The organism is Pseudomonas sp. NBRC 111130, from assembly GCF_001320485.1.
Classification (GTDB): domain Bacteria; phylum Pseudomonadota; class Gammaproteobacteria; order Pseudomonadales; family Pseudomonadaceae; genus Aquipseudomonas; species Aquipseudomonas vlassakiae.
In genome coordinates, this window is sequence record NZ_BCBG01000046.1 from 22,308 (window position 1) to 43,863 (window position 21,556).

The 21,556-nt window shown below is 59.3% G+C and carries 18 protein-coding genes and 1 pseudogene; 14 read left to right on the top strand and 5 right to left on the bottom strand.

Annotated features, from left to right (window positions below):
- Positions 1 to 11 precede the first annotated feature (11 nt).
- From APH33_RS18885 to rfbA, 7 genes are all read left to right on the top strand, one after another.
- Positions 12 to 1,352 (top strand): UDP-glucose/GDP-mannose dehydrogenase family protein, encoded by a 1,341-nt coding sequence (locus APH33_RS18885; protein ID WP_054886618.1) that lies wholly within the window; start codon positions 12 to 14, stop codon positions 1,350 to 1,352.
- Between the two features lies 1 nt (position 1,353).
- Positions 1,354 to 2,325 carry an NAD-dependent epimerase/dehydratase family protein gene (locus APH33_RS18890; protein WP_082433654.1) on the top strand — a complete coding sequence of 324 codons (972 nt, stop codon included), beginning with the start codon at positions 1,354 to 1,356 and terminating at the stop codon, positions 2,323 to 2,325.
- Between the two features lie 23 nt (positions 2,326 to 2,348).
- A complete protein-coding gene (locus tag APH33_RS18895) occupies positions 2,349 to 3,362 on the top strand; it encodes a glycosyltransferase family 4 protein (RefSeq protein WP_054886619.1) in 1,014 nt (337 codons plus the stop codon).
- Positions 3,363 to 3,398: 36 nt separating this feature from the next.
- Entirely contained in the window at positions 3,399 to 5,408 is a 2,010-nt protein-coding gene (locus APH33_RS18900) for a polysaccharide biosynthesis protein (protein WP_371263260.1), read from the top strand.
- Between the two features lie 136 nt (positions 5,409 to 5,544).
- On the top strand, positions 5,545 to 6,615 hold the full coding sequence (gene rfbB / locus APH33_RS18905) for a dTDP-glucose 4,6-dehydratase (protein ID WP_054886620.1): 1,071 nt from the start codon (positions 5,545 to 5,547) through the stop codon (positions 6,613 to 6,615).
- Positions 6,612 to 7,508 carry a dTDP-4-dehydrorhamnose reductase gene (gene rfbD / locus APH33_RS18910; RefSeq protein ID WP_054886621.1) on the top strand — a complete coding sequence of 299 codons (897 nt, stop codon included), beginning with the start codon at positions 6,612 to 6,614 and terminating at the stop codon, positions 7,506 to 7,508. The genes rfbB and rfbD overlap by 4 nt, the downstream gene beginning before the upstream one ends.
- Before the next feature lie 5 nt (positions 7,509 to 7,513).
- Positions 7,514 to 8,395 carry a glucose-1-phosphate thymidylyltransferase RfbA gene (gene rfbA / locus APH33_RS18915; protein ID WP_054886635.1) on the top strand — a complete coding sequence of 294 codons (882 nt, stop codon included), beginning with the start codon at positions 7,514 to 7,516 and terminating at the stop codon, positions 8,393 to 8,395.
- A gap of 89 nt (positions 8,396 to 8,484) precedes the next feature.
- Here rfbA and APH33_RS18920 read toward each other — a convergent pair whose 3' ends face one another.
- On the bottom strand, positions 8,485 to 10,566 hold the full coding sequence (locus APH33_RS18920; protein ID WP_082433655.1) for an acyltransferase family protein: 2,082 nt from the start codon (positions 10,564 to 10,566) through the stop codon (positions 8,485 to 8,487).
- An 850-nt stretch (positions 10,567 to 11,416) separates the two neighbouring features.
- On the opposite strand from APH33_RS18920, the gene APH33_RS18925 reads away from it, so the two are divergent.
- Positions 11,417 to 11,758, top strand: a complete 342-nt coding sequence (locus tag APH33_RS18925; protein ID WP_054886623.1) for a ComEA family DNA-binding protein — start codon at positions 11,417 to 11,419, stop codon at positions 11,756 to 11,758.
- Positions 11,759 to 11,819: 61 nt separating this feature from the next.
- On the opposite strand, the gene APH33_RS26820 is transcribed toward APH33_RS18925, so the two are convergent.
- The gene (locus tag APH33_RS26820) at positions 11,820 to 11,987 is read right to left on the bottom strand and encodes a DUF2897 family protein (protein ID WP_003252762.1); all 168 of its coding nucleotides are present in this window, start codon (positions 11,985 to 11,987) and stop codon (positions 11,820 to 11,822) included.
- Between the two features lie 182 nt (positions 11,988 to 12,169).
- Between APH33_RS26820 and pyrF the strand changes: the two genes are divergently transcribed.
- Entirely contained in the window at positions 12,170 to 12,871 is a 702-nt protein-coding gene (pyrF, locus tag APH33_RS18930; protein WP_054886624.1) for an orotidine-5'-phosphate decarboxylase, read from the top strand.
- Positions 12,872 to 12,925: 54 nt separating this feature from the next.
- Here pyrF and kdsA read toward each other — a convergent pair whose 3' ends face one another.
- Together kdsA and APH33_RS18940 are read right to left on the bottom strand one after the other, a co-directional pair.
- The gene (gene kdsA / locus APH33_RS18935) at positions 12,926 to 13,768 is read right to left on the bottom strand and encodes a 3-deoxy-8-phosphooctulonate synthase (protein WP_054886636.1); all 843 of its coding nucleotides are present in this window, start codon (positions 13,766 to 13,768) and stop codon (positions 12,926 to 12,928) included.
- 183 nt (positions 13,769 to 13,951) lie between these two features.
- The gene (locus tag APH33_RS18940) at positions 13,952 to 14,953 is read right to left on the bottom strand and encodes an NADP-dependent oxidoreductase (RefSeq protein WP_054886625.1); all 1,002 of its coding nucleotides are present in this window, start codon (positions 14,951 to 14,953) and stop codon (positions 13,952 to 13,954) included.
- Between the two features lie 172 nt (positions 14,954 to 15,125).
- Between APH33_RS18940 and APH33_RS18945 the strand changes: the two genes are divergently transcribed.
- On the top strand, positions 15,126 to 15,887 hold the full coding sequence (locus APH33_RS18945) for an SDR family oxidoreductase (protein WP_054886626.1): 762 nt from the start codon (positions 15,126 to 15,128) through the stop codon (positions 15,885 to 15,887).
- A 90-nt stretch (positions 15,888 to 15,977) separates the two neighbouring features.
- The gene (locus APH33_RS18950) at positions 15,978 to 16,805 is read left to right on the top strand and encodes a hypothetical protein (protein ID WP_054886627.1); all 828 of its coding nucleotides are present in this window, start codon (positions 15,978 to 15,980) and stop codon (positions 16,803 to 16,805) included.
- 9 nt (positions 16,806 to 16,814) lie between these two features.
- On the opposite strand, the gene APH33_RS18955 is transcribed toward APH33_RS18950, so the two are convergent.
- Positions 16,815 to 17,975 carry an MFS transporter gene (locus APH33_RS18955; protein ID WP_054886628.1) on the bottom strand — a complete coding sequence of 387 codons (1,161 nt, stop codon included), beginning with the start codon at positions 17,973 to 17,975 and terminating at the stop codon, positions 16,815 to 16,817.
- Between the two features lie 117 nt (positions 17,976 to 18,092).
- Here APH33_RS18955 and APH33_RS18960 point away from each other — a divergent pair, with 117 nt between their 5' ends.
- From APH33_RS18960 to APH33_RS28015, 3 genes and pseudogenes are all read left to right on the top strand, one after another.
- Positions 18,093 to 19,490: a PLP-dependent aminotransferase family protein gene (locus APH33_RS18960; protein WP_054886629.1), complete on the top strand. Its 1,398-nt coding sequence runs from the start codon at positions 18,093 to 18,095 to the stop codon at positions 19,488 to 19,490.
- A gap of 969 nt (positions 19,491 to 20,459) precedes the next feature.
- A pseudogene (locus APH33_RS28010) lies at positions 20,460 to 20,684 on the top strand (HAMP domain-containing protein); the annotation flags it as partial.
- Positions 20,682 to 21,545 (top strand): methyl-accepting chemotaxis protein, encoded by an 864-nt coding sequence (locus APH33_RS28015; protein WP_371263261.1) that lies wholly within the window; start codon positions 20,682 to 20,684, stop codon positions 21,543 to 21,545. The pseudogene APH33_RS28010 and the gene APH33_RS28015, both read left to right, overlap by 3 nt.
- The last annotated feature ends 11 nt before the right edge of the window (positions 21,546 to 21,556 follow it).

The window sequence follows — 21,556 nt, forward strand, 5'->3', positions numbered from 1 at the left end:
GGTGTGAATAGATGAAGATTACTGTTTTCGGCTCGGGCTATGTAGGGTTGGTTACCGGCACGTGCCTGGCGGATGTCGGCCATCACGTAGTGTGCGTCGATGTCGATCAGCGCAAGATCGATAATTTGAAGAAGGGCATCATCCCAATCTACGAGCCTGGCCTCGATGAAATGGTTCTTCGCAACCAGCACGAGGGGCGCCTTGATTTCACCACGGATGCCAGCATGGGCGTTGCGTTCGGAGAGATTCAGTTCATCGCGGTAGGTACTCCGCCGGATGAGGATGGTTCTGCTGACCTCAAGTACGTGCTGGCAGTCGCCAAGACGATTGGTCAGCACATGACCGAGCCCAAGATTGTTGTCGACAAGTCGACAGTGCCTGTGGGCACGGCTGACAAGGTCAAGGACACAATCCTGCGTACCTTGACATCTCGTGGTATCGATCTGCAGTTCGACGTCTGTTCCAACCCTGAATTCCTCAAGGAAGGTGCAGCCCTCGAGGACTTCACAAAAGGTGCGCGAATCGTGGTGGGTACCGATTCCGAGCACGTCCGCCGCAAGATGCGCGAGTGCTATGCGCCTTACAGCCGAAACCACGACAAGCTGATCTTCATGGATGTTCGCTCTGCCGAGCTGACCAAGTACGCGGCCAACGGCATGCTGGCCACCAAGATCAGCTTCATGAACGAGCTGTCCAACCTTGCCGAGCGCCTGGGTGCTGACATCGAGCAGGTGCGTATCGGTATCGGCTCGGACCCTCGGATCGGTTACAGCTTCATCTACCCAGGCTGTGGTTACGGCGGCTCCTGTTTCCCCAAGGATGTTCAGGCGTTGTACCGTACCGCGCAGGAAGTGGGTTATTCCGCCGACCTGCTGGCTGCCGTTGAGGGCGTCAACAAGCGCCAGAAAGAAAAGATGTTCGCCTCGTTCGAGGACATCTTCAAAGGCCAGCTGGAAGGTAAGACCATCGCGATATGGGGCCTGGCCTTCAAGCCCAACACGGACGATATGCGCGATGCGCCAAGCCGTCGGCTTATCGAACAACTCTGGCAGGCGGGGGCTAAGGTACGCGTCTTCGATCCAAAGGCCATGGAGGAATTCGAGCGCATCTACGGCGATCGGGCTGATACCCACTACGCAGCTACACAGGAAGAGGCCCTGGCTGGAGCCGACGCCCTGGCGATCTGCACCGAGTGGAAGTCTTTCCGAGCTGTAGACCCGCACATGCTGCGCGATGCGCTCTCCAGTGCCGTCGTGGTCGATGGCCGCAACCTCTTCGACCCGTGGACGATGGCGCAGGCTGGCGTGGCGTACCATGCGATTGGCAGGCCGCACATTGCTCCGGGAGTCTGAAATGGTGGGCCCATGCCGGGTAATGGTTACGGGTGCTTCAGGCTTTGTCGGCAGGCACCTGTGCGAGTCTCTGGTCAAGGGCGGCTTTTCTGTAAAGGCTGCGGTCCGGCGTGAGTCGGACCAAGCGCTGGCCGGGGATGTCGTGCTACTGGACTTGCTGGATCAGGCCACCGTGCAGCACAGCCTGGTGGACGTCGATTGCGTCGTTCATCTGGCCGGGCGTGCGCATGTCCTTAACGACCAGGTAGCGGACCCATTGGCCGCCTTCCGGCAGGCGAATGTAGAAACGACCCTGGCGCTGGCCAGGGCTGCATTGGCAGCCGGGGTCGGGCGATTCATCTTTGTCAGCTCCATTGGTGTAAATGGCAACGAGACTGTCGGCCAGGCGTTTACCGAGCAGAGCGAGGTAGCGCCAACTGCGGATTACGCCGTTTCCAAGCTGGAGGCCGAGCAGGCGTTGGGTGAGCTACTGGCAGGCACTGGTATGCAGTTGGTCATTGTGCGTCCTCCGCTCATTTATGATGCGGGCGCACCTGGCAATTTTGCGCGCTTGCTGAGCTTGGTGGCAAAAGGCTTGCCCTTGCCTTTTGCCGCATTGGATAACCGTCGCAGCCTGGTTTCTTTGAACAACCTGATCAGCTTCCTGACGCTGGTGATTACCCACGACAAGGCTGCCGGGCAGCTGTTCCTGATTGCTGATGGTGCCAGCGTTTCGACGCGTCAGATCGTTGCATCGCTCGCCATTGGCATGGGCCGCAAGGCCAGGTGCTTCTACATGCCCAAGCTGCTGGCCAGGCTGCTTTTGACTGCCTTGGGTCGGCCGGGTATGTATGTACAATTGTTCAGCTCATTGGAAGTCAGTACAAGCAAGGCACGTGACCTGCTGGGCTGGATGCCGGTTGAAGAGCCTGAAGCTGCGCTTGCAGAAGCCGGCAGAAAGCATGTCCAGCGATTGGCCGTTGATGCTCAGTAACTAGGAATTGGATTTCACGACTTATGGTTCAGCTACTAATAATAGCGTTAGCTCTAGTGGGTGCGGCTGCACTGACTGGAACGGTAAGACGCTTCGCAATACGCAAAAGTGTGCTTGATATTCCCAATGAGCGCAGTTCGCATTCCGTGCCGACGCCACGCGGGGGCGGCATCGCAATCGTTGTGACTTTTATTGCGACGGTGTTGCTGGGCTTTGCGCTCGGCGATGTCAGCCTCGCGACCACGTCGGCGCTGGTGCTTGGTGGCGCCGGTGTGGCGGTGCTTGGCTTTTACGATGACCTGGGCCATATCCCCGCGCGCTGGCGGTTGCTCGGCCATTTTCTCGCAGGAATATGGATAGTTTTCAGCCTTGGTGGTTTGGCCCCGGTCACGCTTTGGGGCGAGCCAACAAATCTCGGGTTCATCGGCAGCCTGCTGGCGGTGGTGTTCCTAGTATGGATGCTGAATCTCTATAACTTCATGGATGGTATTGATGGTCTTGCCAGTTCTGAAGCCGTTTTTGTCGGGTTGGCCGGTGGCCTAATCTATGTCCTGTCGGGGCATGGCGGCCTCGCAGGGCTGAGCTTTGCACTGGCCGCTTCGGCTGCAGGTTTCCTGCTGTGGAATTTTCCCCCGGCCAAAATCTTCATGGGTGACGCTGGCAGTGGATTCCTCGGTGTCGTCATGGGTGCGCTGGCACTGATTGCCGGGTGGGTGTCTTCTGATTTCTTCTGGAGCTGGATCATTTTGCTGGGCCTGTTTGTGGTCGATGCCACGGTCACCTTGGTGCGTCGCCTGATACGGGGTGAAAAAGTGTATGAGGCGCACAGGAGCCACGCTTATCAGTTCGCCTCCCGACAGTTCGCAAGCCACAAGAAGGTGACGCTGGCAGCCTGGTGCCTGAACCTGCTCTGGTTGTTCCCGGTCGCCCTGCTGGTTGCGTTCGGCGGCCTGAATGGCGTGCTTGGCGTATGCTTGGCATATGCACCGTTGGTAGTGCTCGCATTGAAATTCCATGCGGGCGAGCGTGAGCGCTGATTTTTTCAAGGATAAGGGGCAGGTGGGTAATTGGGTATGAAAGCTAGGGAACTGATCGAGCTTCGAAAATATCTGCTTCAATTGCCACGCAGGGAGAAGCGCACGCTTCAGGTGCTTATGGATGTGTGCCTGGTTTGGCTGGCCCTGCTACTGGCCTTTGCCGTGCGGCTTGGCCTGGATGACCTGGGTAATCCGATCAAGGAGCATACCTGGCTATTTGTGATGGCACCCGTTCTGGCCATACCGCTTTTTGTGAAGTTCGGCATGTACCGGGCGGTGATGCGGTACTTCGGTAACGATGCGCTCATCGTAATCGCCAAGGCGGTTTCCCTTTCTGCGCTCTTGCTGGGTTTTTTCGTCTACTGGTACAGCAATCATCAGACTTTGGTGCCGCGCTCTGTCATCTTCAATTACTGGTGGTTGAGCCTAGTCATGATTGGCGGTTTGCGCCTGGCCATGCGGCAGTACTTCCTGGGTGACTGGTTCTCTGCGACGCAGCACATGCCATTCGCCTCGCGTGACGATGGCTTGCCGCGAGTGGCGATCTACGGCGCCGGCGCTGCCGGCAACCAGCTTATCGCTGCACTGCGGATGGCCAAGTCGATGAGGCCAGTGGCATTCATCGATGACGATGTGGAAATTGCCGACCGAATCATTTCCGGGCTACAGGTATACCGCTCGGATGAGATTGGCCGGATGATCGATGTCACAGGGGCCCAGGAAATCCTGTTGGCGATTCCCAGTGCCAGCCGCAGCCGGCGCAGGGAAATCCTGACCTTCCTCGAGGGCTTCCCCTTGCACGTTCGCAGTGTTCCCAGCATTCTCGACCTCGCCAATGGCCGAGTGCAGGTGGATGATATTCAGGAGGTCGACATCGCTGACCTGTTGGGTCGCGACGCGGTTCCTGCGCAGAGCGATCTGCTGGCGCAATGTATTTCCAACAAGGTGGTGCTGGTTACCGGTGCGGGAGGTTCGATTGGTTCGGAGCTCTGTCGTCAGATTCTTGGGGCCGGGCCGAAAACCCTGCTGCTGTTTGAGCACAGTGAGTTCAACCTTTACAGCATCCTGAGTGAATTGGAACTGCGCGTTCGCCGGGAGGCGCTACCCGTCACGATTCTGCCTGTACTTGGGTCTGTGCGTAATCAGGCGCACCTATTGGAAGTCATGCAATCCTGGCGTGTGGATACCGTGTATCACGCGGCGGCTTACAAGCATGTGCCCATGGTTGAGCACAATATTTCCGAAGGCGTGCAGAACAACGTCATCGGTACGCTCTATTCTGCACAGGCCGCTGTGCAGGCTGGAGTTACCAACTTTGTTCTTATCTCTACGGACAAGGCTGTTCGGCCTACCAATGTCATGGGTAGTACGAAGCGGCTTGCCGAAATGGTATTGCAGGCACTGAGTCGCGAAAGTGCCCCGGTCCTGTTCGGCCAGAAGGACAACGTGGCGCAGGTTAACAAGACTCGTTTTACCATGGTGCGCTTCGGCAATGTGTTGGGCTCGTCGGGGTCGGTCATACCGTTGTTCCGCAAGCAGATCATCGCGGGCGGGCCACTGACGGTTACCCACCCCAAGATCACCCGTTATTTCATGACGATTCCTGAGGCTGCCCAACTGGTCATTCAGGCGGGTTCGATGGGCTTGGGGGGGGATGTGTTCGTACTCGATATGGGCGAGCCCGTGCGGATTGCTGAGTTGGCGGAGAAGATGATCCACCTGTCCGGCCTGAGCGTCCGTTCGGAAAAGAATCCGTTTGGAGATATTGCTATCGAGTTCACCGGGCTTCGGCCAGGTGAAAAACTCTACGAAGAGTTGCTGATTGGTGACAATGTCGTATCCACCAGACACCCGATGATCATGAGTGCCAATGAAGATTTTCTCGCTTGGGATGTCTTGAAAGTAAAGCTCGATGAGTTGCTTTTGGCTGTTGACGTGCATGAGCTGGTTACCGTCCGCAAGCTCCTGCGGGAGCTGGTCAGCGGCTATGTTCCACAAGGGGAAATTGTGGATCTGCTGTACATGCAGAGAAAAAAGGAAGTATGACGATCGCAGTGCCAGCGAGAGAATGTTTTTCAACGCTGAAAAGGCGGGTGAGGGTGTCGTGGACTGGGTCGTGTGGCCAGTGCATCCAGATTCCGCGCTTTTTGCTTTCAACGAATTGTTTAGTAGGTAACTGATAATGACTGTTTTAGTAACCGGTGGTGCCGGCTTCATCGGTGCAAATTTCGTTCTCGACTGGTTGGCAAATTCCAATGAGCCTGTCGTGAACCTGGACAAGCTCACCTATGCAGGCAATCTGCAGACGCTGAACAGCTTGCAAGGTGACGAGCGTCATATCTTCGTTCATGGCGACATTGGCGACTCTGAATTGGTCGCGCGGTTACTGAGAGAGCATCAGCCACGCGCCATTGTGAACTTCGCGGCAGAGTCCCATGTCGATCGTTCGATTCACGGACCTGAGGACTTCATCGAGACCAATATTGTCGGAACCTTCCGCCTGCTCGAGGCCGTGCGCGCCTATTGGGGCGGCTTGGCCAAGGATGCGCAACAGGCTTTCCGATTCCTGCATGTGTCCACCGACGAGGTCTATGGCTCCCTGGCGGCTGATGAGCCGGCGTTCACCGAGACCCACCAATATCAGCCAAACAGCCCGTACTCGGCCAGCAAGGCGGCAAGCGATCATTTGGTGCGCTCCTACCACCATACTTATGGCCTGCCGGTGCTGACAACCAACTGTTCGAACAACTACGGACCGTTCCACTTCCCGGAAAAACTCATCCCTCTGATGATCGTCAACGCACTGGGTGGTAAGCCACTGCCTGTCTATGGCGATGGCCAGCAGATTCGCGACTGGCTATATGTCAAAGATCACTGCAGCGCAATCCGTCGTGTGCTTGAGGCCGGGCAGACGGGCGAGGTGTATAACGTTGGTGGCTGGAATGAGAAGCCCAACCTGGAAATCGTCAATCGCGTTTGTGCACTTCTGGATGAACTGCGCCCGCGTGCTGACGGCAAGGCTTATGCAGAACAGATCACCTACGTCACCGATCGCCCGGGGCATGATCGCCGCTACGCCATCGATGCGCGCAAACTGGAGCGCGAGTTGGGTTGGAAGCCTGCGGAAACCTTCGAAACCGGTATTCGCAAGACAGTCGAATGGTACTTGGGCAATTGGGATTGGGTAGAGAACGTGCAGTCCGGCGGCTACCGTGACTGGGTTGAGAAAAACTACGCCGGGCGTACGGCATGAAAATTCTCCTGCTGGGCAAGGACGGCCAGGTAGGTTGGGAATTGCAGCGCAGTCTGGCGGTGTTGGGGCAAGTACTGGCGCTCAACTCCAGAAGCCAGGATTACTGTGGCGACCTGACCAATCTGCTGGGGTTGGAGGCAACCGTTCGCACCTTTGCACCCGATGTGATTGTCAATGCAGCGGCCTATACGGCGGTCGACAAAGCGGAGAGCGAGCGCGAACAAGCATTTCGAGTGAATGCCGAAGCGGTCGAGGTGTTGGCGCATGTGGCTGCAGAACTGGGGGCGTTGCTGGTGCATTATTCGACCGACTACGTCTTCCCGGGGCACGGCAGTGCGCCTTGGCGTGAGCAGGATGCGGTAGGGCCGTTGAATGTCTATGGCGAAAGCAAGCTTGCAGGCGAGCGGGCAATCCTGGCCTCAGGCTGCACATGCTTGATCTTCCGTACCTGCTGGGTATATGCAGCTCGCGGTAACAACTTTGCCCGAACCATGTTGCGCCTGGCGTCCGAGCGGGACACCCTGGGCGTCATCGATGACCAGTTCGGGGCGCCTACCGGCGCTGAACTGATTGCCGACGTTACTGCTCATGCCATCGCAGGCACTCGGCGTAACCCTGCGCTGGCCGGCGTGTATCACTTGGCGGCATCGGGTGAGACCACCTGGTTCGGTTTCGCACGTTTTGTTCTGGAGCATGCCGCGGCCCGTGGTGAGCCCTTGAAAGTGCGCGCCGCGCAGGTCAACCGACTGACTACCGATGCCTACCCGACCCCAGCCAAGCGGCCGGCGAACTCCCGGCTGAATACCCATAAACTGCAAGAAGCTTTTGCGCTGACGCTGCCTGACTGGCGCGTCGGCGTAGCTCGCATGCTGATAGAGATACATGAGAAATGATCAAAATGAATCGTAAAGGCATCATCCTGGCTGGCGGGTCGGGTACCCGTCTGCACCCGGCGACTTTGGCAATTTCCAAGCAGCTTTTGCCGGTTTACGACAAGCCGATGATCTACTACCCGCTTACCACACTCATGCTGGCCGGCATTCGTGACATCCTGATCATCTCCACGCCACAGGACACGCCACGGTTTGAGCAATTGCTCGGCGACGGACACCAGTGGGGCATCAATATCACCTACGCAGTGCAGGCATCGCCTGATGGCCTGGCACAAGCCTTCCTGATCGGTGAGCAGTTCATTGGTAATAACCTGTCGGCTTTGGTGTTGGGCGACAACATCTACTACGGCCATGATTTCCAGGGGCTGCTCGTCAACGCCATGGACCGTACCGATGGCGCGAGCGTATTCGCTTACCACGTGCACGACCCTGAGCGTTATGGTGTGGTTGAATTCGACCAGCGCGGAAAGGCCATCAGTCTGGAAGAGAAACCGACCAAGCCGAAATCGAGTTATGCGGTTACCGGGCTCTACTTCTACGACAACGAGGTGGTTGAGATCGCCAAGGGGATCAAGCCGTCTCCGCGAGGTGAGCTGGAAATTACCGACCTTAACCGAGTTTACCTGGAGCAGGGCAAGCTATCGGTTGAAATCATGGGGCGGGGCTACGCATGGCTTGATACCGGTACACATGACTCACTCCTGGAGGCCAGCGGTTACATCGCTACCATTGAGCGCCGGCAAGGATTGAAAGTAGCTTGTCCGGAGGAGGTCGCTTACCGTCAGAAGTGGATTGACGCACAACAGCTTGAAAAGTTGGCGGCACCATTGGCCAAGAATGGTTATGGGCAGTACCTGAATCGGTTGCTGGAAAAGACGGTTTACTGATAGCTGCTGATGCTGCTTTAAGTTATAAGTCAGCGCGCGCGGCTGTTGTAAAAGGAATAGGGCCCCCGAAAGGGGCCCTATTTTATTGCTTATTGGTTTTTCATGAACTCAATCAGTGCTGAAGCCACTTTCTCACTGCCAGCCTCGCTGAGGTGATGCCCATCTCGGAAGTACTCATGTACCGAATCACTTTGAGTGCAATTACTCTTGTTGCAGAATAGGCTTGACGGGTCAAATATCTTGACGTATGGGCTCATGGCCTTGATCTCTGCAAGCATGGCGTTGTATTCGGTGCTGCGTTCTTCAAATTGGCTGGTTTGAATGTCGCAATTTTGTGTGCTGATTTTAAATGGCCGTGCGAGGCAAGCTCTCGGGTCAACGAGAAACTCCGGGGTATCTTTCACAATGATGACATTTTTGCCGGCGTCCAGTAGCGTGCTTATCGAACGCTTCATTGCTGCGGCGAAAAGCTCACGCTTGTGCGTGACGTCATTGTCCTCGCCTATGATGTAGCGGTTATTTGGGTTGTTGTCATTGATGAGTGCGTGCTCTGGTGCAATACCTTTGCTGCCGATATACAAGCTACCGAGAGATGCCAGAACGACGGTTTTTACATCGCTCTGAAGAATCATCTCCATCGCCTTGCTATTGGCACGCTCGCAACTTTCTTTAGATGTGTTGGTCAGCCATGCCTTTGCGCCTAGGATCGGAGGGCAGCTATGTCTACCGATCAGCAGCCAATTTTGTGCCGACACGCGCTTGATGCCTGGAAAAAGATGTTCGGCATGACTATCCCCCCAAAGAATCACATCTGCTGGTTGGGAATCATTGACCTTGTTGCACCACGACATATCCTGGCCCAGCAGCTCATCGTTCTTGCAGCCTGTGAGTTGGTAAGTATTCAGCTCGTTTGATTTCTGCACTAGGCTCGTCATGATAGAGCGGCTGGGTACGCCATCGTCCTTAAATATACTGAAGCCGGCGACTCCAATCAGGGCCATGATCAAGAACAGTGTCAAAGTCTTCCATCTACCGGTAATTTTGAAGCGCACTGGTTTTTCAATGAGCTGGTAGGTGAGCCAGGAAAGTATCACTGCAGCGAGAATGGCAATAACTCTTACTGCAATTGCAGGGGTGTCACCTTCAATTATCCTTGCAAAGGATAAGAGAGGCCAGTGCCAGAGATAGAGAGGGAAACTAATTAAGCCAATGAGAATCATTGTTCTATTGGATAGGATGTGCTTGTTAAACCATGCCTGTGGGCCAGCGTTGATGACCAGGGCGCTGCCGACGGTGGGTAAGATAGCCCAAAACCCTGGAAACATATTTTCTTTTGTGATGACCATGAAGCCAGTGCCAATCATCACAATACCTAAGAGGGCTTGAGTGTTGTCAAATGATGTGGTGGCATGAGTCTTTGGATTGTGGTAGTACACCTTGGAGAGTATACGGTTTGCAAGGCTTTTGAAAAGGAACATGCGCTCCCTGCCGTACATTGAGTTGTAGGCAAGGAGTGAGCCAATTAGCAGTTCCCAGAAGCGCGTCAGAGGTGAGTAAAAGGCGGTAGCTGAGTCTGTAATTCTCAAGCTGATGTTAAGGTAGAATGAAACTGCGGTAATGAGCAGTATTGTCGTCATCCTGTTGAAGTTGCTTTTCCACATCCCCCAAAGCAATAGAGGCCATACAATATAAAATTGCTCCTCTACCCCGAGAGACCACAGGTGAAGCAATGGTTTGCTTTCTGAAGTGTTGTCAAAATAACCGCTTTCACTCCAGGATATTAGATTTGCAACGAACCCGGCTCCACCAGCCGTGTGTTTGCCTAGCTGTTTAAATTCCTCGGATAGAAGTGAGAACCAGCCGAATGCCAGGCAGCTTACCAAGACTATTATCAATGCAGGGTAGATGCGATTGATGCGTCGGCTGTAAAAGTCGACCAGACTGAATCTATTGTTGTCAAGGTTGGTGAATAATATTTGCGAGATCAGGAAGCCTGAAATAACGAAAAAAATATCTACGCCAATGAATCCGCCCTTCATGGTTGACGGGAAGGCGTGAAATATGATAACGGATCCTGCGGCTATGGCTCTCAGGCCATCAATATCCGGTCTGTATTTGGGATGGGCACTTGGGGTGTCTAATGCAGTAGCGGCAGCTTTCAATGATGTCATCAGGGCTCCACAATTCCTTTGGCGGGCAGGCTAAAAAGTACGCATCATTTTCCTAAGCAGGTTGATAAGAAAGCCCAGGGCCTTTCTCGGCTGCTTCTGTTGGATCGAAACGGTGATCAGGTGGCAGCTAAGGGCCGAGGGCCCTGGTTGCGGCGCTTGAATTGCTTGCTCTAACGAGGGAGCAGGCCTTAAAAGGGCTTGGTGCAGGGAGGAAATCGACGCGGACACCGGGGTGCCATGATGCCTTATGATGGCTAAGGCATCACCCAAGTCTAGTAGTTCCCGTAGCGGATTACGAATTTCCAGACCGAAGGCTGTTCGAGAGAATTTTCAATGCCACAAGCGTGAAGAAATCGGAGGCGTATTTTAATTAGTATTATGTGGTTTGTTCAGCTGTGAGTTCGGTGGTGAGTTCGATATCCTGCTCTTTAAAACGAGTAATGGTGATTATTTTTGCGTTAACTTTTTAGTTGGCTGGTTATGCTGCATATAAATTTTAGTGCGATGCAAGTTAATGCATTGATATGCGCATGAAGGTACGCGCTGGTGCTGTCTAAGGAATACCTTAAGAGGCCGAAAGGGCCACTTTATGAGTAGGAAAATTAGTAGTGCGTTGTATGAATGCGTTTTTGTCCACGCTGAATCTAAATGGAGCGGGTGTGGCCAGTCTGGGGGCGCTGCAGTTCGCTTCATGCAAAGCTTCGAAAAATGCAATCAGGGGTAGGGGATGCAGCCGTTTAGCTGTTTAACTCGGTAACATTTCAGGCACCTTGAACTGAAGCCACAGCGCTAGAGTTCACAGGGCAGCCAACGGAACGCTGCCTTCATTTCCATACAAGGAGTGCCCAATATGCGCAATACAGTCCTGTCCTACCTGCTGCTTCCACTTTTCACGGCTTTACCGTTCACCCTGCATGCGGCACCCGCCACGGTGTCGCAGCCAGTGGCCGTAACCGCCACGCAGGCAACGCAAGGGCCGGCCACCACCGAGTTGGCCAAAATCGACCTGAACGATGCCGACGCGCTGACGCTACAGCAAAACCTCAACGGTATCGGCAAAGCCAAAGCCGAAGCTATCGTGGCTTACAGGGAGGCAAACGGTCCATTCGACTCAGTGGATGAATTGCTGGAGATCAAGGGTATTGGCAAGGCCCTATTGGATCGAAACAAGGACAAGCTGATCGTGAAGTAGGAATAAGTAATGCCGGTTGGCATTGTGCCAACCGGCTCTCTGTTTGGATGCACTCTTCGTGTCAACGATCCTGCGCATCCTTGGCATCCGCCTCGGCATTGCGTTCATGCACCTTGCGCAGCTGTTCTTCCGTCAGCGGCAGCTTCTTCGCCGTATCGCGCAACATCATCAATCCCCCCACGATCGAGCCGAGGGCTATGATGAGTATCAGCCAGGCATACCAGGGCATTGTCGTTCTCCTATGCGCTTTGAAGGCTTCGCTTGTACAAAATATGAGCGATGGCCATATCCGTTGGTTCAATTATAGGAGCCGTACCTGTCTAGGCCAATTCTGACGGCGCCCTGGCCCCCAAGGCACGCTGACTTCGTTTACAATGCGCGCCGTTTACGACTTGCCAAGAGAACCCGACCATGTCCGCCTGCCAGACGCCCCTGATCGTCGCCCTGGATTTCCCCACCCGTGACGCCGCCCTGAAGCTGGCTGACCAACTCGACCCCGCCCTGTGCCGGGTAAAGGTTGGCAAGGAGCTGTTCACCAGCAGCGCTTCGGGCATTGTCGAAACCCTGTGCGCGAAGGGCTTCGAGGTGTTCCTCGACCTCAAGTTCCATGACATCCCCAACACCACGGCCATGGCGGTCAAGGCCGCTGCCGAGATGGGTGTGTGGATGGTCAACGTGCATTGCTCCGGTGGCCTGCGCATGATGGCCGCCTGCCGTGAAGAGCTGGCCAAGCGCAGCGGCCCGCAGCCGTTGCTGATCGGTGTGACCGTGCTCACCAGCATGGAGCGTGAAGACCTGGCCGGCATCGGCCTGGACGTGGACCCGCAAGAGCAAGTACTGCGCCTGGCGGCGCTGGCCGAAAAGGCTGGCATGGACGGCCTGGTGTGCTCGGCATTGGAAGCCCCGGCGCTGAAGGCTGCGCACCCGGCGCTGCAACTGGTCACCCCGGGCATTCGCCCTGCTGGTAGTGCCCAGGATGACCAGCGCCGTATCCTCACCCCGCGCCAGGCGCTGGATGCAGGTTCCGACTACTTGGTGATCGGCCGCCCGATCAGCCAGGCGGCAGACCCTGCTCAGGCATTGGCAGCTGTGGTAGCGGAAATCCGCGGCTGAATCCAAGGCAAAGAAAAAGGGCTGCGTTGCAGCCCTTTTTCATGCTTCGCCGAATCAGGCAATAACCAACGGCTGGAAGCCCTTGATCAGGTCATCCAGCGCCTTGATCTGCATCAGAAACGGCTCCAGCTTGTCCAGCGGCAGCGCACTCGGCCCATCGCACTTGGCCTGGTCCGGGTTCGGGTGAGCCTCCAGGAACAAGCCGGCCAGGCCAACCGCCATGCCGGCACGCGCCAGGTCGACCACCTGCTCGCGACGGCCACCGGAAGCAGCACCGGACGGGTCGCGGTTCTGCAGGGCGTGGGTTACGTCGAAGATGATCGGCAAGTCGTCACAGGTACGCTTCATCACGCCAAAGCCGAGCATGTCCACTACCAGGTTGTCGTAGCCCATGCAGGTACCACGGTCGCACAGGATCAGCTGGTCGTTACCGGCTTCCTTGAACTTGTGCACGATGTTCTGCATCTGCGACGGGCTGAGGAACTGTGGCTTCTTGATGTTGACCGGCTTGCCGGTCTTGGCCAGGGCCACCACCAGGTCGGTCTGGCGGGCCAGGAACGCGGGAAGCTGCAGCACATCGACCACTTCGGCCACCGGCGCGCACTGGTAGATCTCGTGTACGTCGGTAATGATCGGCACGCCGAACTCGGCCTTGACCTTCTCGAAGATGCGCAGGCCTTCTTCCATGCCGGGGCCACGGTAGGAGTGGATCGAGGAGCGGTTGGCCTTGTCGAAGCTGGCCTTGAACACGTAAGGGATGCCCAGTTTCTCGGTAACCCGAACGTACTCGGCGCAGGCGGTCAGGGCCAGGTCCTCGGACTCGAGCACGTTGATGCCGCCGAAGAGGACGAACGGGGCGGTGTTGGAGCACTCGATGGTGGGGGTGATCTTGATCATGGTCATCTCTGCAAATCCCTTGTCACTGGTTTCAGTGGCGAGGGGGAATCTTACAAGATCTGCTTTGCCTGTGCCGGCCCTTTCGCGGGTAAACCCGCTCCCACAGGTACTGCACAGCATCTGAAATCTGTGCGATCCCTGTGGGTTTACCCGCGAAAGGGCCGGCACAGGCTTACCCCAAGCTCAGACCTTCAACACCAACTTGCCGAAGTTCTCACCGCTGAACAGCTTGAGCAGCGTCTCGGGGAACGTCTCCAGCCCGTCCACCACATCCTCCTTGCTCTTGACCTTGCCCGTGGCCAGCCAGCCGGCCATCTCCTGGGCGGCCTTGCCGTACTCCTTGGCGTGGTCCATCACCACGAAGCCTTCCATGCGTGCACGGTTCACCAGCAGCGCCAGGTAGTTGGCCGGGCCTTTGACGGCTTCCTTGTTGTTGTACTGGCTGATGGCGCCGCAGATGACGATGCGTGCCTTGAAGTTGATGCGGGTGAGCACGGCATCAAGGATTTCGCCGCCGACGTTATCGAAGTACACGTCGACGCCTTTGGGGCATTCGCGTTTCAGGCCGGCCAGTACGTCTTCGGCCTTGTAGTCGATCACGCCGTCAAAGCCCAGTTCGTCCTTGAGGTACTGGCACTTCTGCGCGCCACCGGCGATGCCGACCACATGGCAGCCCTTGAGCTTGGCGATCTGGCCGACGATGCTGCCCACCGCGCCGGCCGCGCCGGAGATCACCACGGTGTCGCCGGCCTTGGGCTGGCCGACCTCGAGCAGGGCGAAGTAGGCGGTCATGCCGGTCATGCCCAGGGCCGACAGGTAGCGGGGCAGTGGGGCGAGGTTGGGGTCGATCTTGTGCAGGCCCTGGGGCTCGCCGGTGAAGTAGTCCTGTACGCCGAGGGCGCCGCTGACATGGTCACCGGGCTTGTAGTCCGGGTGGTTGGAGGCGACCACTTCACCGACGCCGAGGGCGCGCATCACTTGGCCGAGCGCCACGGGTGGGATGTATGACTTGCCTTCGTTCATCCAGCCGCGCATGGCCGGGTCCAGCGACAGGTACAGGTTGCGCACCTGGATTTGCCCGGCAGCAGGGGCTTCGGCAGGCACGGTCTCGAAAGTGAAGTCGTCACGGCGCACGGCGCCGACCGGGCGTTTGGCTAGCAGGAAGCGGCGGTTGGTCTGGGTCATGGCAGGTCCTTGTGGGCGATGAGGTGCAGCAGTCAATTTAACCCGCTGATGCAGGTTGGTCCGCAAAATCACTGGTAAGCATGGTAGCCCAACTGCTGCCTTGATGATGCTGCCCAGTCGGGTGGCCGGCTGACTAGACTCAGGGCCAATTCATCACTCTCAGGAGCAGACGATGAGCATGACCTTTTCCGGCCAGGTAGCCCTGGTCACTGGCGGTGCGGCAGGTATCGGCCGGGCGACGGCACTGGCTTTTGCCCGCGAGGGCCTGAAGGTGGTGGTGGCCGATCTCGACCCGGCCGGTGGCGAGGCCACGGTGGCCTTGATTCGCCAGGCGGGTGGCGAGGCGCTGTTCGTGGCCTGTGATGTGACCCAGGATGCGCAGGTGCGCGAGCTGCATGAGCGGGCCATCGAGGCCTATGGTCGGCTGGACTACGCCTACAACAATGCCGGCATCGAAATCGAACAGGGGCGCCTGGCCGAGGGCAGCGAGGCCGAGTTCGACGCGATCATGGGCGTCAACGTCAAAGGCGTGTGGCTGTGCATGAAGTACCAGCTGCCGCTGCTGCTGGCCCAGGGCGGCGGTGCGATCGTCAACACCGCCTCGGTGGCGGGCCTGGGGGCGGCGCCCAAGATGAGTATCTACGCCGCCTCCAAGCATGCAGTGATCGGCCTGACCAAGTCGGCGGCCATCGAGTACGCCAAGAAGGGCATCCGGGTGAATGCCGTGTGCCCGGCGGTGATCGACACCGACATGTTCCGCCGCGCCTACGAGGCAGACCCGCGCAAGGCCGAATTTGCCGCAGCGATGCACCCGGTGGGGCGTATCGGCAAGGTCGAGGAAATTGCCAGCGCGGTGCTGTACCTGTGCAGTGACGGGGCGGCTTTCACCACCGGGCACAGCCTGACGGTAGATGGCGGGGCCACCGCGATCTGAACATCGACGGGTGCAGGTGCTACGCACCGTGTATAGCCGGCTTACTGATTCGCTGTATATACTCTGGCTCTTCTGGTTTTGGAAAGCGACATGGAGACCGTCAGCGCCCAAAAGCCCGGCTGCCATGCCTCGATATCGGATTTTGCGGCGTGCCGGGGTATCGCCGAGGGGCCCGTGTTCATCGTGGCCTCGGGAGCCTCTGCCAAGGGCTTCCCAGTGCAGCGTTTCGCCGGCGTGCCGATGATCACCGTCAATGGCGCGATTTCGATGTTCGCGGAGCATGGCGTGCGCCCGTATTTCTATGTGTGCACCGACACTGGGTTTGCGCAGCAGCAACCTGATCTTTACGCCAAGGCGCTACGGCTCAGCCAGCGCCTGGCGATCTGGCCGGATGAAATCGGTCTGTTGCCGGTGCCGACCAAGGCGCAGGTTTTCCCGTTGGCCAAGGCAGCCCGCGCCAGCCTGCAAGAATCTCTGTTCAATACCGAGCCAATGTTGGTGCGCAGCCGTACCTTATGGGGTAGCCGCTCGCGCTCGGTAGGCTTCAGCAAGGATCTCTCCCTGGGGTTTTTCGATGCACGTACGGTCGCTTATGCGGCGTTGCAGCTTGCCTGTCACCTGGGCTTCAATCAGGTTTTCCTGGTGGGTGTCGACCTCGACCAGTCGGTCGGGCGCTTCTATGAAGAACCCGGCCAGGCGGTTTCGCGCTGTCACCTGGACGAGTCATTTGAACGGCGTATCCTGCCCTCGCTGAAGCTGATGGCCGATCGGGTTGTTAACGAGCACTTCGCCGTCTACAACCTGTCTGCCACATCGAAGATCCCCGCATCGGTCATCCCCAAGATCAGCCTCGATCAGGCCGAGACGCTTATCCACGGCCGCGCGCCGCAGGCGTTCTTGTGCAGCCACCCCGCGTGACTCGAAACGTTACGGGTTGCTCGGCTGATGTACGCCTTGCCTTGCACCTGGTAACGCCGCGGCAACGGCCATGCACCCCGCCAGCAGCACCCCACCAAACCCCAGCAAGGCCACGCCCGAGCCAAGGTGGTCGCTCAGCACCCCGGTCAGGATCACCGGCACGCTGAAGCCCAGGTAGGCCAGCAGGAAGAACCCTGCACTGGCGCGGGTCTTTTCGACGCCGGCCATTTCATTCACTGCCGCCAGCCCGCCGAGGTAGATAAACCCATAGCAGGCGCTGCTGGCCGCCACCGCGCCGGCCAGCACCGCCCAGAGGCGGCCGCTGTCGGCGCCCCAGGCCAGCAAGGCATAGCTGCACGGCAAAATTGCCATGCCCAGCAAGGTGGCCGCGCGGCTGGACATGCGCCGGGCCAGCGGCTGGAACAGCAGGCCGCAGCTGATCACGCAGAACGTCGAAAACCCCGACCAGTCGCTCAGGCCATGCTGGCGCAGGATCCCGGGCAGCAGGGCGATCACCAGCCCGACGCAGGCCCAGGCCAGCAGAATGGCCAGGCCATACACCACGCTGCCGCGCGGGTAGCAGGGCAGGCGTAGCATGGCACTGCGCTGTGCCGGTCGCGGGTCGGGCAAGCGCCACACCAGCAGCAGCGCCACTGCGCCTAGCAGCAATTGCAAGTGGAAGCTGCCGGGTGTCAGGCTCGGGCCGCGCAGCAGGAACAGGCTGGTCAGTGCAGCGCCGAGGCCAAAGCCCAGTGAGGTGCTGGCGGTGACCCAGTTGGCGGCACGGGCGCTGCTGCTGGCGCCCATCAGTTCCGCCATGTAGGCGGTTGCCGTGGCCGAGGCCAGGCCGGTGCCCAGGCCCAGGAAGAAGCGAGCCACGCCCAGCGTCTGCAGGCTCGGTGCGAACAGCATGAGCAAGGTGGCAACCATCGACAGCACGAGCGCGGCGAGGATCAGTGGCCGTCGCCCGACCCGGTCGGCCAGTCCGCCCAGGGCCAGCAACACCGGCAGCACGCCCAGTACGTAGCCGGAGAAGGCCACTGCTGTGGCGGCGGCGCCTTGGCCGGAGAGATCGGCGTAGGTGATGTAGAGCGGAGCCTGCAGGTTGACTGCCAGGGTGATCAGGCACAGGGCGAAGGCCAGCAGGGCGGGGGAGTGGCGCGGGGGCATGGGATGGTCCTGGTTCTCGGTGCGGCAGACATTGCCCTGGGCCCAAGCATCCAACAAGGCACACCCAAGCCGCATTTATGCTTAACTGTTCGCTCAAAACAACCAAACACTTAGCCCATGCACTTCACCCTCGACCGCCAAAGCCCCACTGCGCTGGTGCAGCAACTCACCGACCACCTGCAAGCCTGGATCGAACAGCAGCGCCTGCGCCCCGGTGCCCGCCTGCCGTCGATCCGTACCCTGGCCCGCAGCCAGTCGGTCAGTGCTTCCTGCGTGATCGAGGCCTACGATCGCCTGGTCGCCAGCGGCTGGCTGGAGGCGCGCCACGGCACTGGCTTCTTCGTTGCCGAGCGCAAAGTCACCCTGGAAAGCGACAATCCGCCGGTCTGGGGCGAGGCAGGCGACGGCAGCTGGCGCCAGTTCCGCGAAGGCCACGACGAACTGCTCAAGCTCGGCTGCGGCTGGCTGCCGAACAGTTGGCGCGCAGACGTCGAGCTGGCCCAGGCAATCCGCCAGGTCAGCCGCGGCAACCCACAAGACCTGTTCGACTATTGCCCACCGCTGGGCCTGGCCAGTCTGCGCCAGCACTTGCACAAGCGCCTGGTACGGGTGGACATCGCTGCCGGGCCCGAGCGCATCCTCACCACCCAAGGTGCCAGCCATGGCCTCGACCTGCTGGTGCGGACCTTGTTGCGGCCCGGCGACACTGTGCTGGTGGAAAACCCTGGCTATTACAACCTCTACAACCTGTTACGCCAGCATCAGGTGCACATGCTGCCGGTACCGCGCACGGCGGCCGGCCCTGACCTGGCGGTGCTCGAACGTCTGCTGGCCGAGCACCGCCCACGCTGCCTGTTCACCAATAGCCTGTACCACAACCCCACCGGCACCAGCCTCGCACCCAAGGTTGCCTATCGTCTGCTGGAGCTGGCCCGCGAGCACGACCTGCGCATCATCGAGGACGATATCTACGCCGACTTCCAGGAAGGCCCGGCCACCCGCCTGGCCACCCTCGACAGCGAACAGCGGGTGATCTACCTGGCCAGCTTTTCCAAGACCCTGAGCAGTTCGCTGCGGGTCGGCTACCTGGTGGCCGATGCGCCGCTGCTGGCGCGTCTGGCCGAACTGAAGATGGTCAGTGGCATCGGCACCTCGCGCTTTGCCGAGCAGGTGGTCGGGCAGATGCTGGCCAACGGCAGCTACCGCAAGAGCGTGCAGCGTCTGCGGGTGCGGCTGGGCCAGCACATGGCCAAATTGCTCGGGCAGCTGGAGCAGTACGGCTGGCAGGTGTTCTGCGAGCCATATGGCGGCATGTTCGTCTGGGCGCGGGTGCCGGGGCGTGACTTCGCCAGCCTCGAACGCCTGGCGCTGGAGCATGCGGTGTTGCTCACCCCGGGCAGCGCCTTCGACTACCAGGGCGCCAGCAGCGACTGGCTGCGCATCAATGTCGCCTACGGGCAGGACACCCGCGCCCAAGGCTTCCTTCAGCACGCAGGGCGACCTTCAGCTAGCTGATCGCGACACGCTCATAGCGATTTGACACCATTTTGGCGCCAGCCTCTTGTTAGCAGGGCGACAAGATTGCCACGCTTGACCCTTGGCAAAACCTTGCACGGTGAAGGGGGATCGGCGATGGCGACGAGCAGGCACGGTGTTCTGGCCAACCTGGGCATGGCCCGCAAACTGGGCCTGGGTTTTGCCCTGGTGTTGCTGCTGACCGTCGCGGTGGCGGCCATCGGCATCGCGGCGCTGCACAGCGTTGGCCAGCGCTTCGACGGCTTGCGCCAGCTGGGCCAGATCAATACCGACCTGCTGCGGCTGCGCCAGCACGAGCAGGCCTTTGCCCTGCGCTCCGACATCAAGGAGGCCGAGGCCTTGCGCAGCGGCCTGCAAAACCTTGCCGAGCGCGCCCGCAGCCTGCCAGCACTGGCGGCGGCCGAGGCTGACCTGGCGGCTTACGGTCAGGCCTTCGAAGCCTTCGTCGAAGCAGTACAGGCCAAGGAGCTGGCGCTGGACATGGCCAGTTGGTCGGTGTCCAGCGTGGCCAACAACCTCGATGTATTGCAGGCCGGCCTAGCCGACGATGGCACCTACACCCTCAAGCAGTCCCAGGGCCAGCAAGGTGGCGAGTTCCTCGAACAGGCCGGGCAGGTGGCACAGGTGTCGCGGCTGATGCTGCAGGCCATGGATGAAGCGCGGGTACGCCTGGACAAGAGCCGCAAGGGCGAGGAGGGGGAGCAAGGCCGCATCGCCCAGACGGTCGAGGCGGCGCAGCTGGTCGAACAGCTCAAGGCTGCGGTCGCTGACGCGGGTTACCAGAGTGTCCTCGGCGAGGTGGCCGGGCACATTGCCAGCTTCTCCGACAAGCTTAATGAATACACCGACCTGCTGGGCAAGGAGCAAGGCATCAAGGCGCAGTTGCAGGCGCGTGCCGAGCAGGTCACGGGGCGGGTCGACCAGGCCTATGCCGCCGATCAGCAAGCCATGCAGGCTGAACTGGCGCGCAACAGCCTGGCCATTGCCCTGGCCACTGGGCTGGCGTTATTGGTGGGTGTGCTCGCCGCCTGGCTGATCACCCGCGCCGTGGTCGGCCCGCTCAAGCGCGTGATCGGCCGAGCCCAGCGTATTGCCGCCGGCGAGTTGAGCCTGGACAGCGAGGCGCCGCGCAGCGATGAAGTCGGCCAGTTGATGCAGGCCATGCAGCAGATGGCCGCTGGGCTGTCTGGCGTGGTCAGCGGGCTGCAGCAGGGCATCGAGCAACTGGCCGGCAGCGCCCAGGCGTTGTCGGCAGTGACCGAGCAGACCAACCGCGAAGTCGGCAGCCAGAAGGAGGAGACCGAACAGGTGGCCACCGCCATGCAGCAGATGACCGCCACCGTGCATGACGTGGCGCGCAATGCCGAAGAAGCCGCACAGGCGGCGCAGGCCGCCGATGACAAGGTTGACGCCGGCCAGCGCGTGGTGCGCGAGAGCATGCAGCGCATCGAGCAGCTGGCGACGGCTGCGGACACGGCTAGCGCCGGCATCGACAGCCTAAGTGCCGAGATTCACACCATTGGCGATGTGCTGGAGGTGATCAAGAGCGTCGCCGAACAGACCAACCTGCTGGCGCTCAACGCAGCCATAGAGGCGGCCCGGGCGGGTGAGCAGGGGCGTGGTTTTGCGGTGGTGGCCGACGAAGTACGGGCACTGGCCCGGCGTACCCGGCAGTCGACCGAGGAAATCGAGCGGCTGGTGGCCAGCCTGCGCGGCAATGCCCAGCAGTCGGTGGCGCAGATCCGCGGCAGTACCGAGCTGGTGCGCCTGGCCGTGGCTGATGCGCTGCAGACCGAAAGCGCGCTGGGCAGCATTGCGGTGGCGGTGTCGTTGATTCAGCAGATGAACCAGCAGATTGCGGCGGCGGCGGAGCAGCAGAGTTCGGTGGCCGAGGAAATCAGCCGTAGCGTGACGCAGATCCGTGGCAGTGCCGACCAGGCGGCGCTGGCGATGCAGGACAATGCCCGGTCCAGCATCGAGTTGGCGCAGCTGGGCAATGACCTCAAAGGCATGGTCGGCCATTTCAGGCTGTGATTACCTGTGCC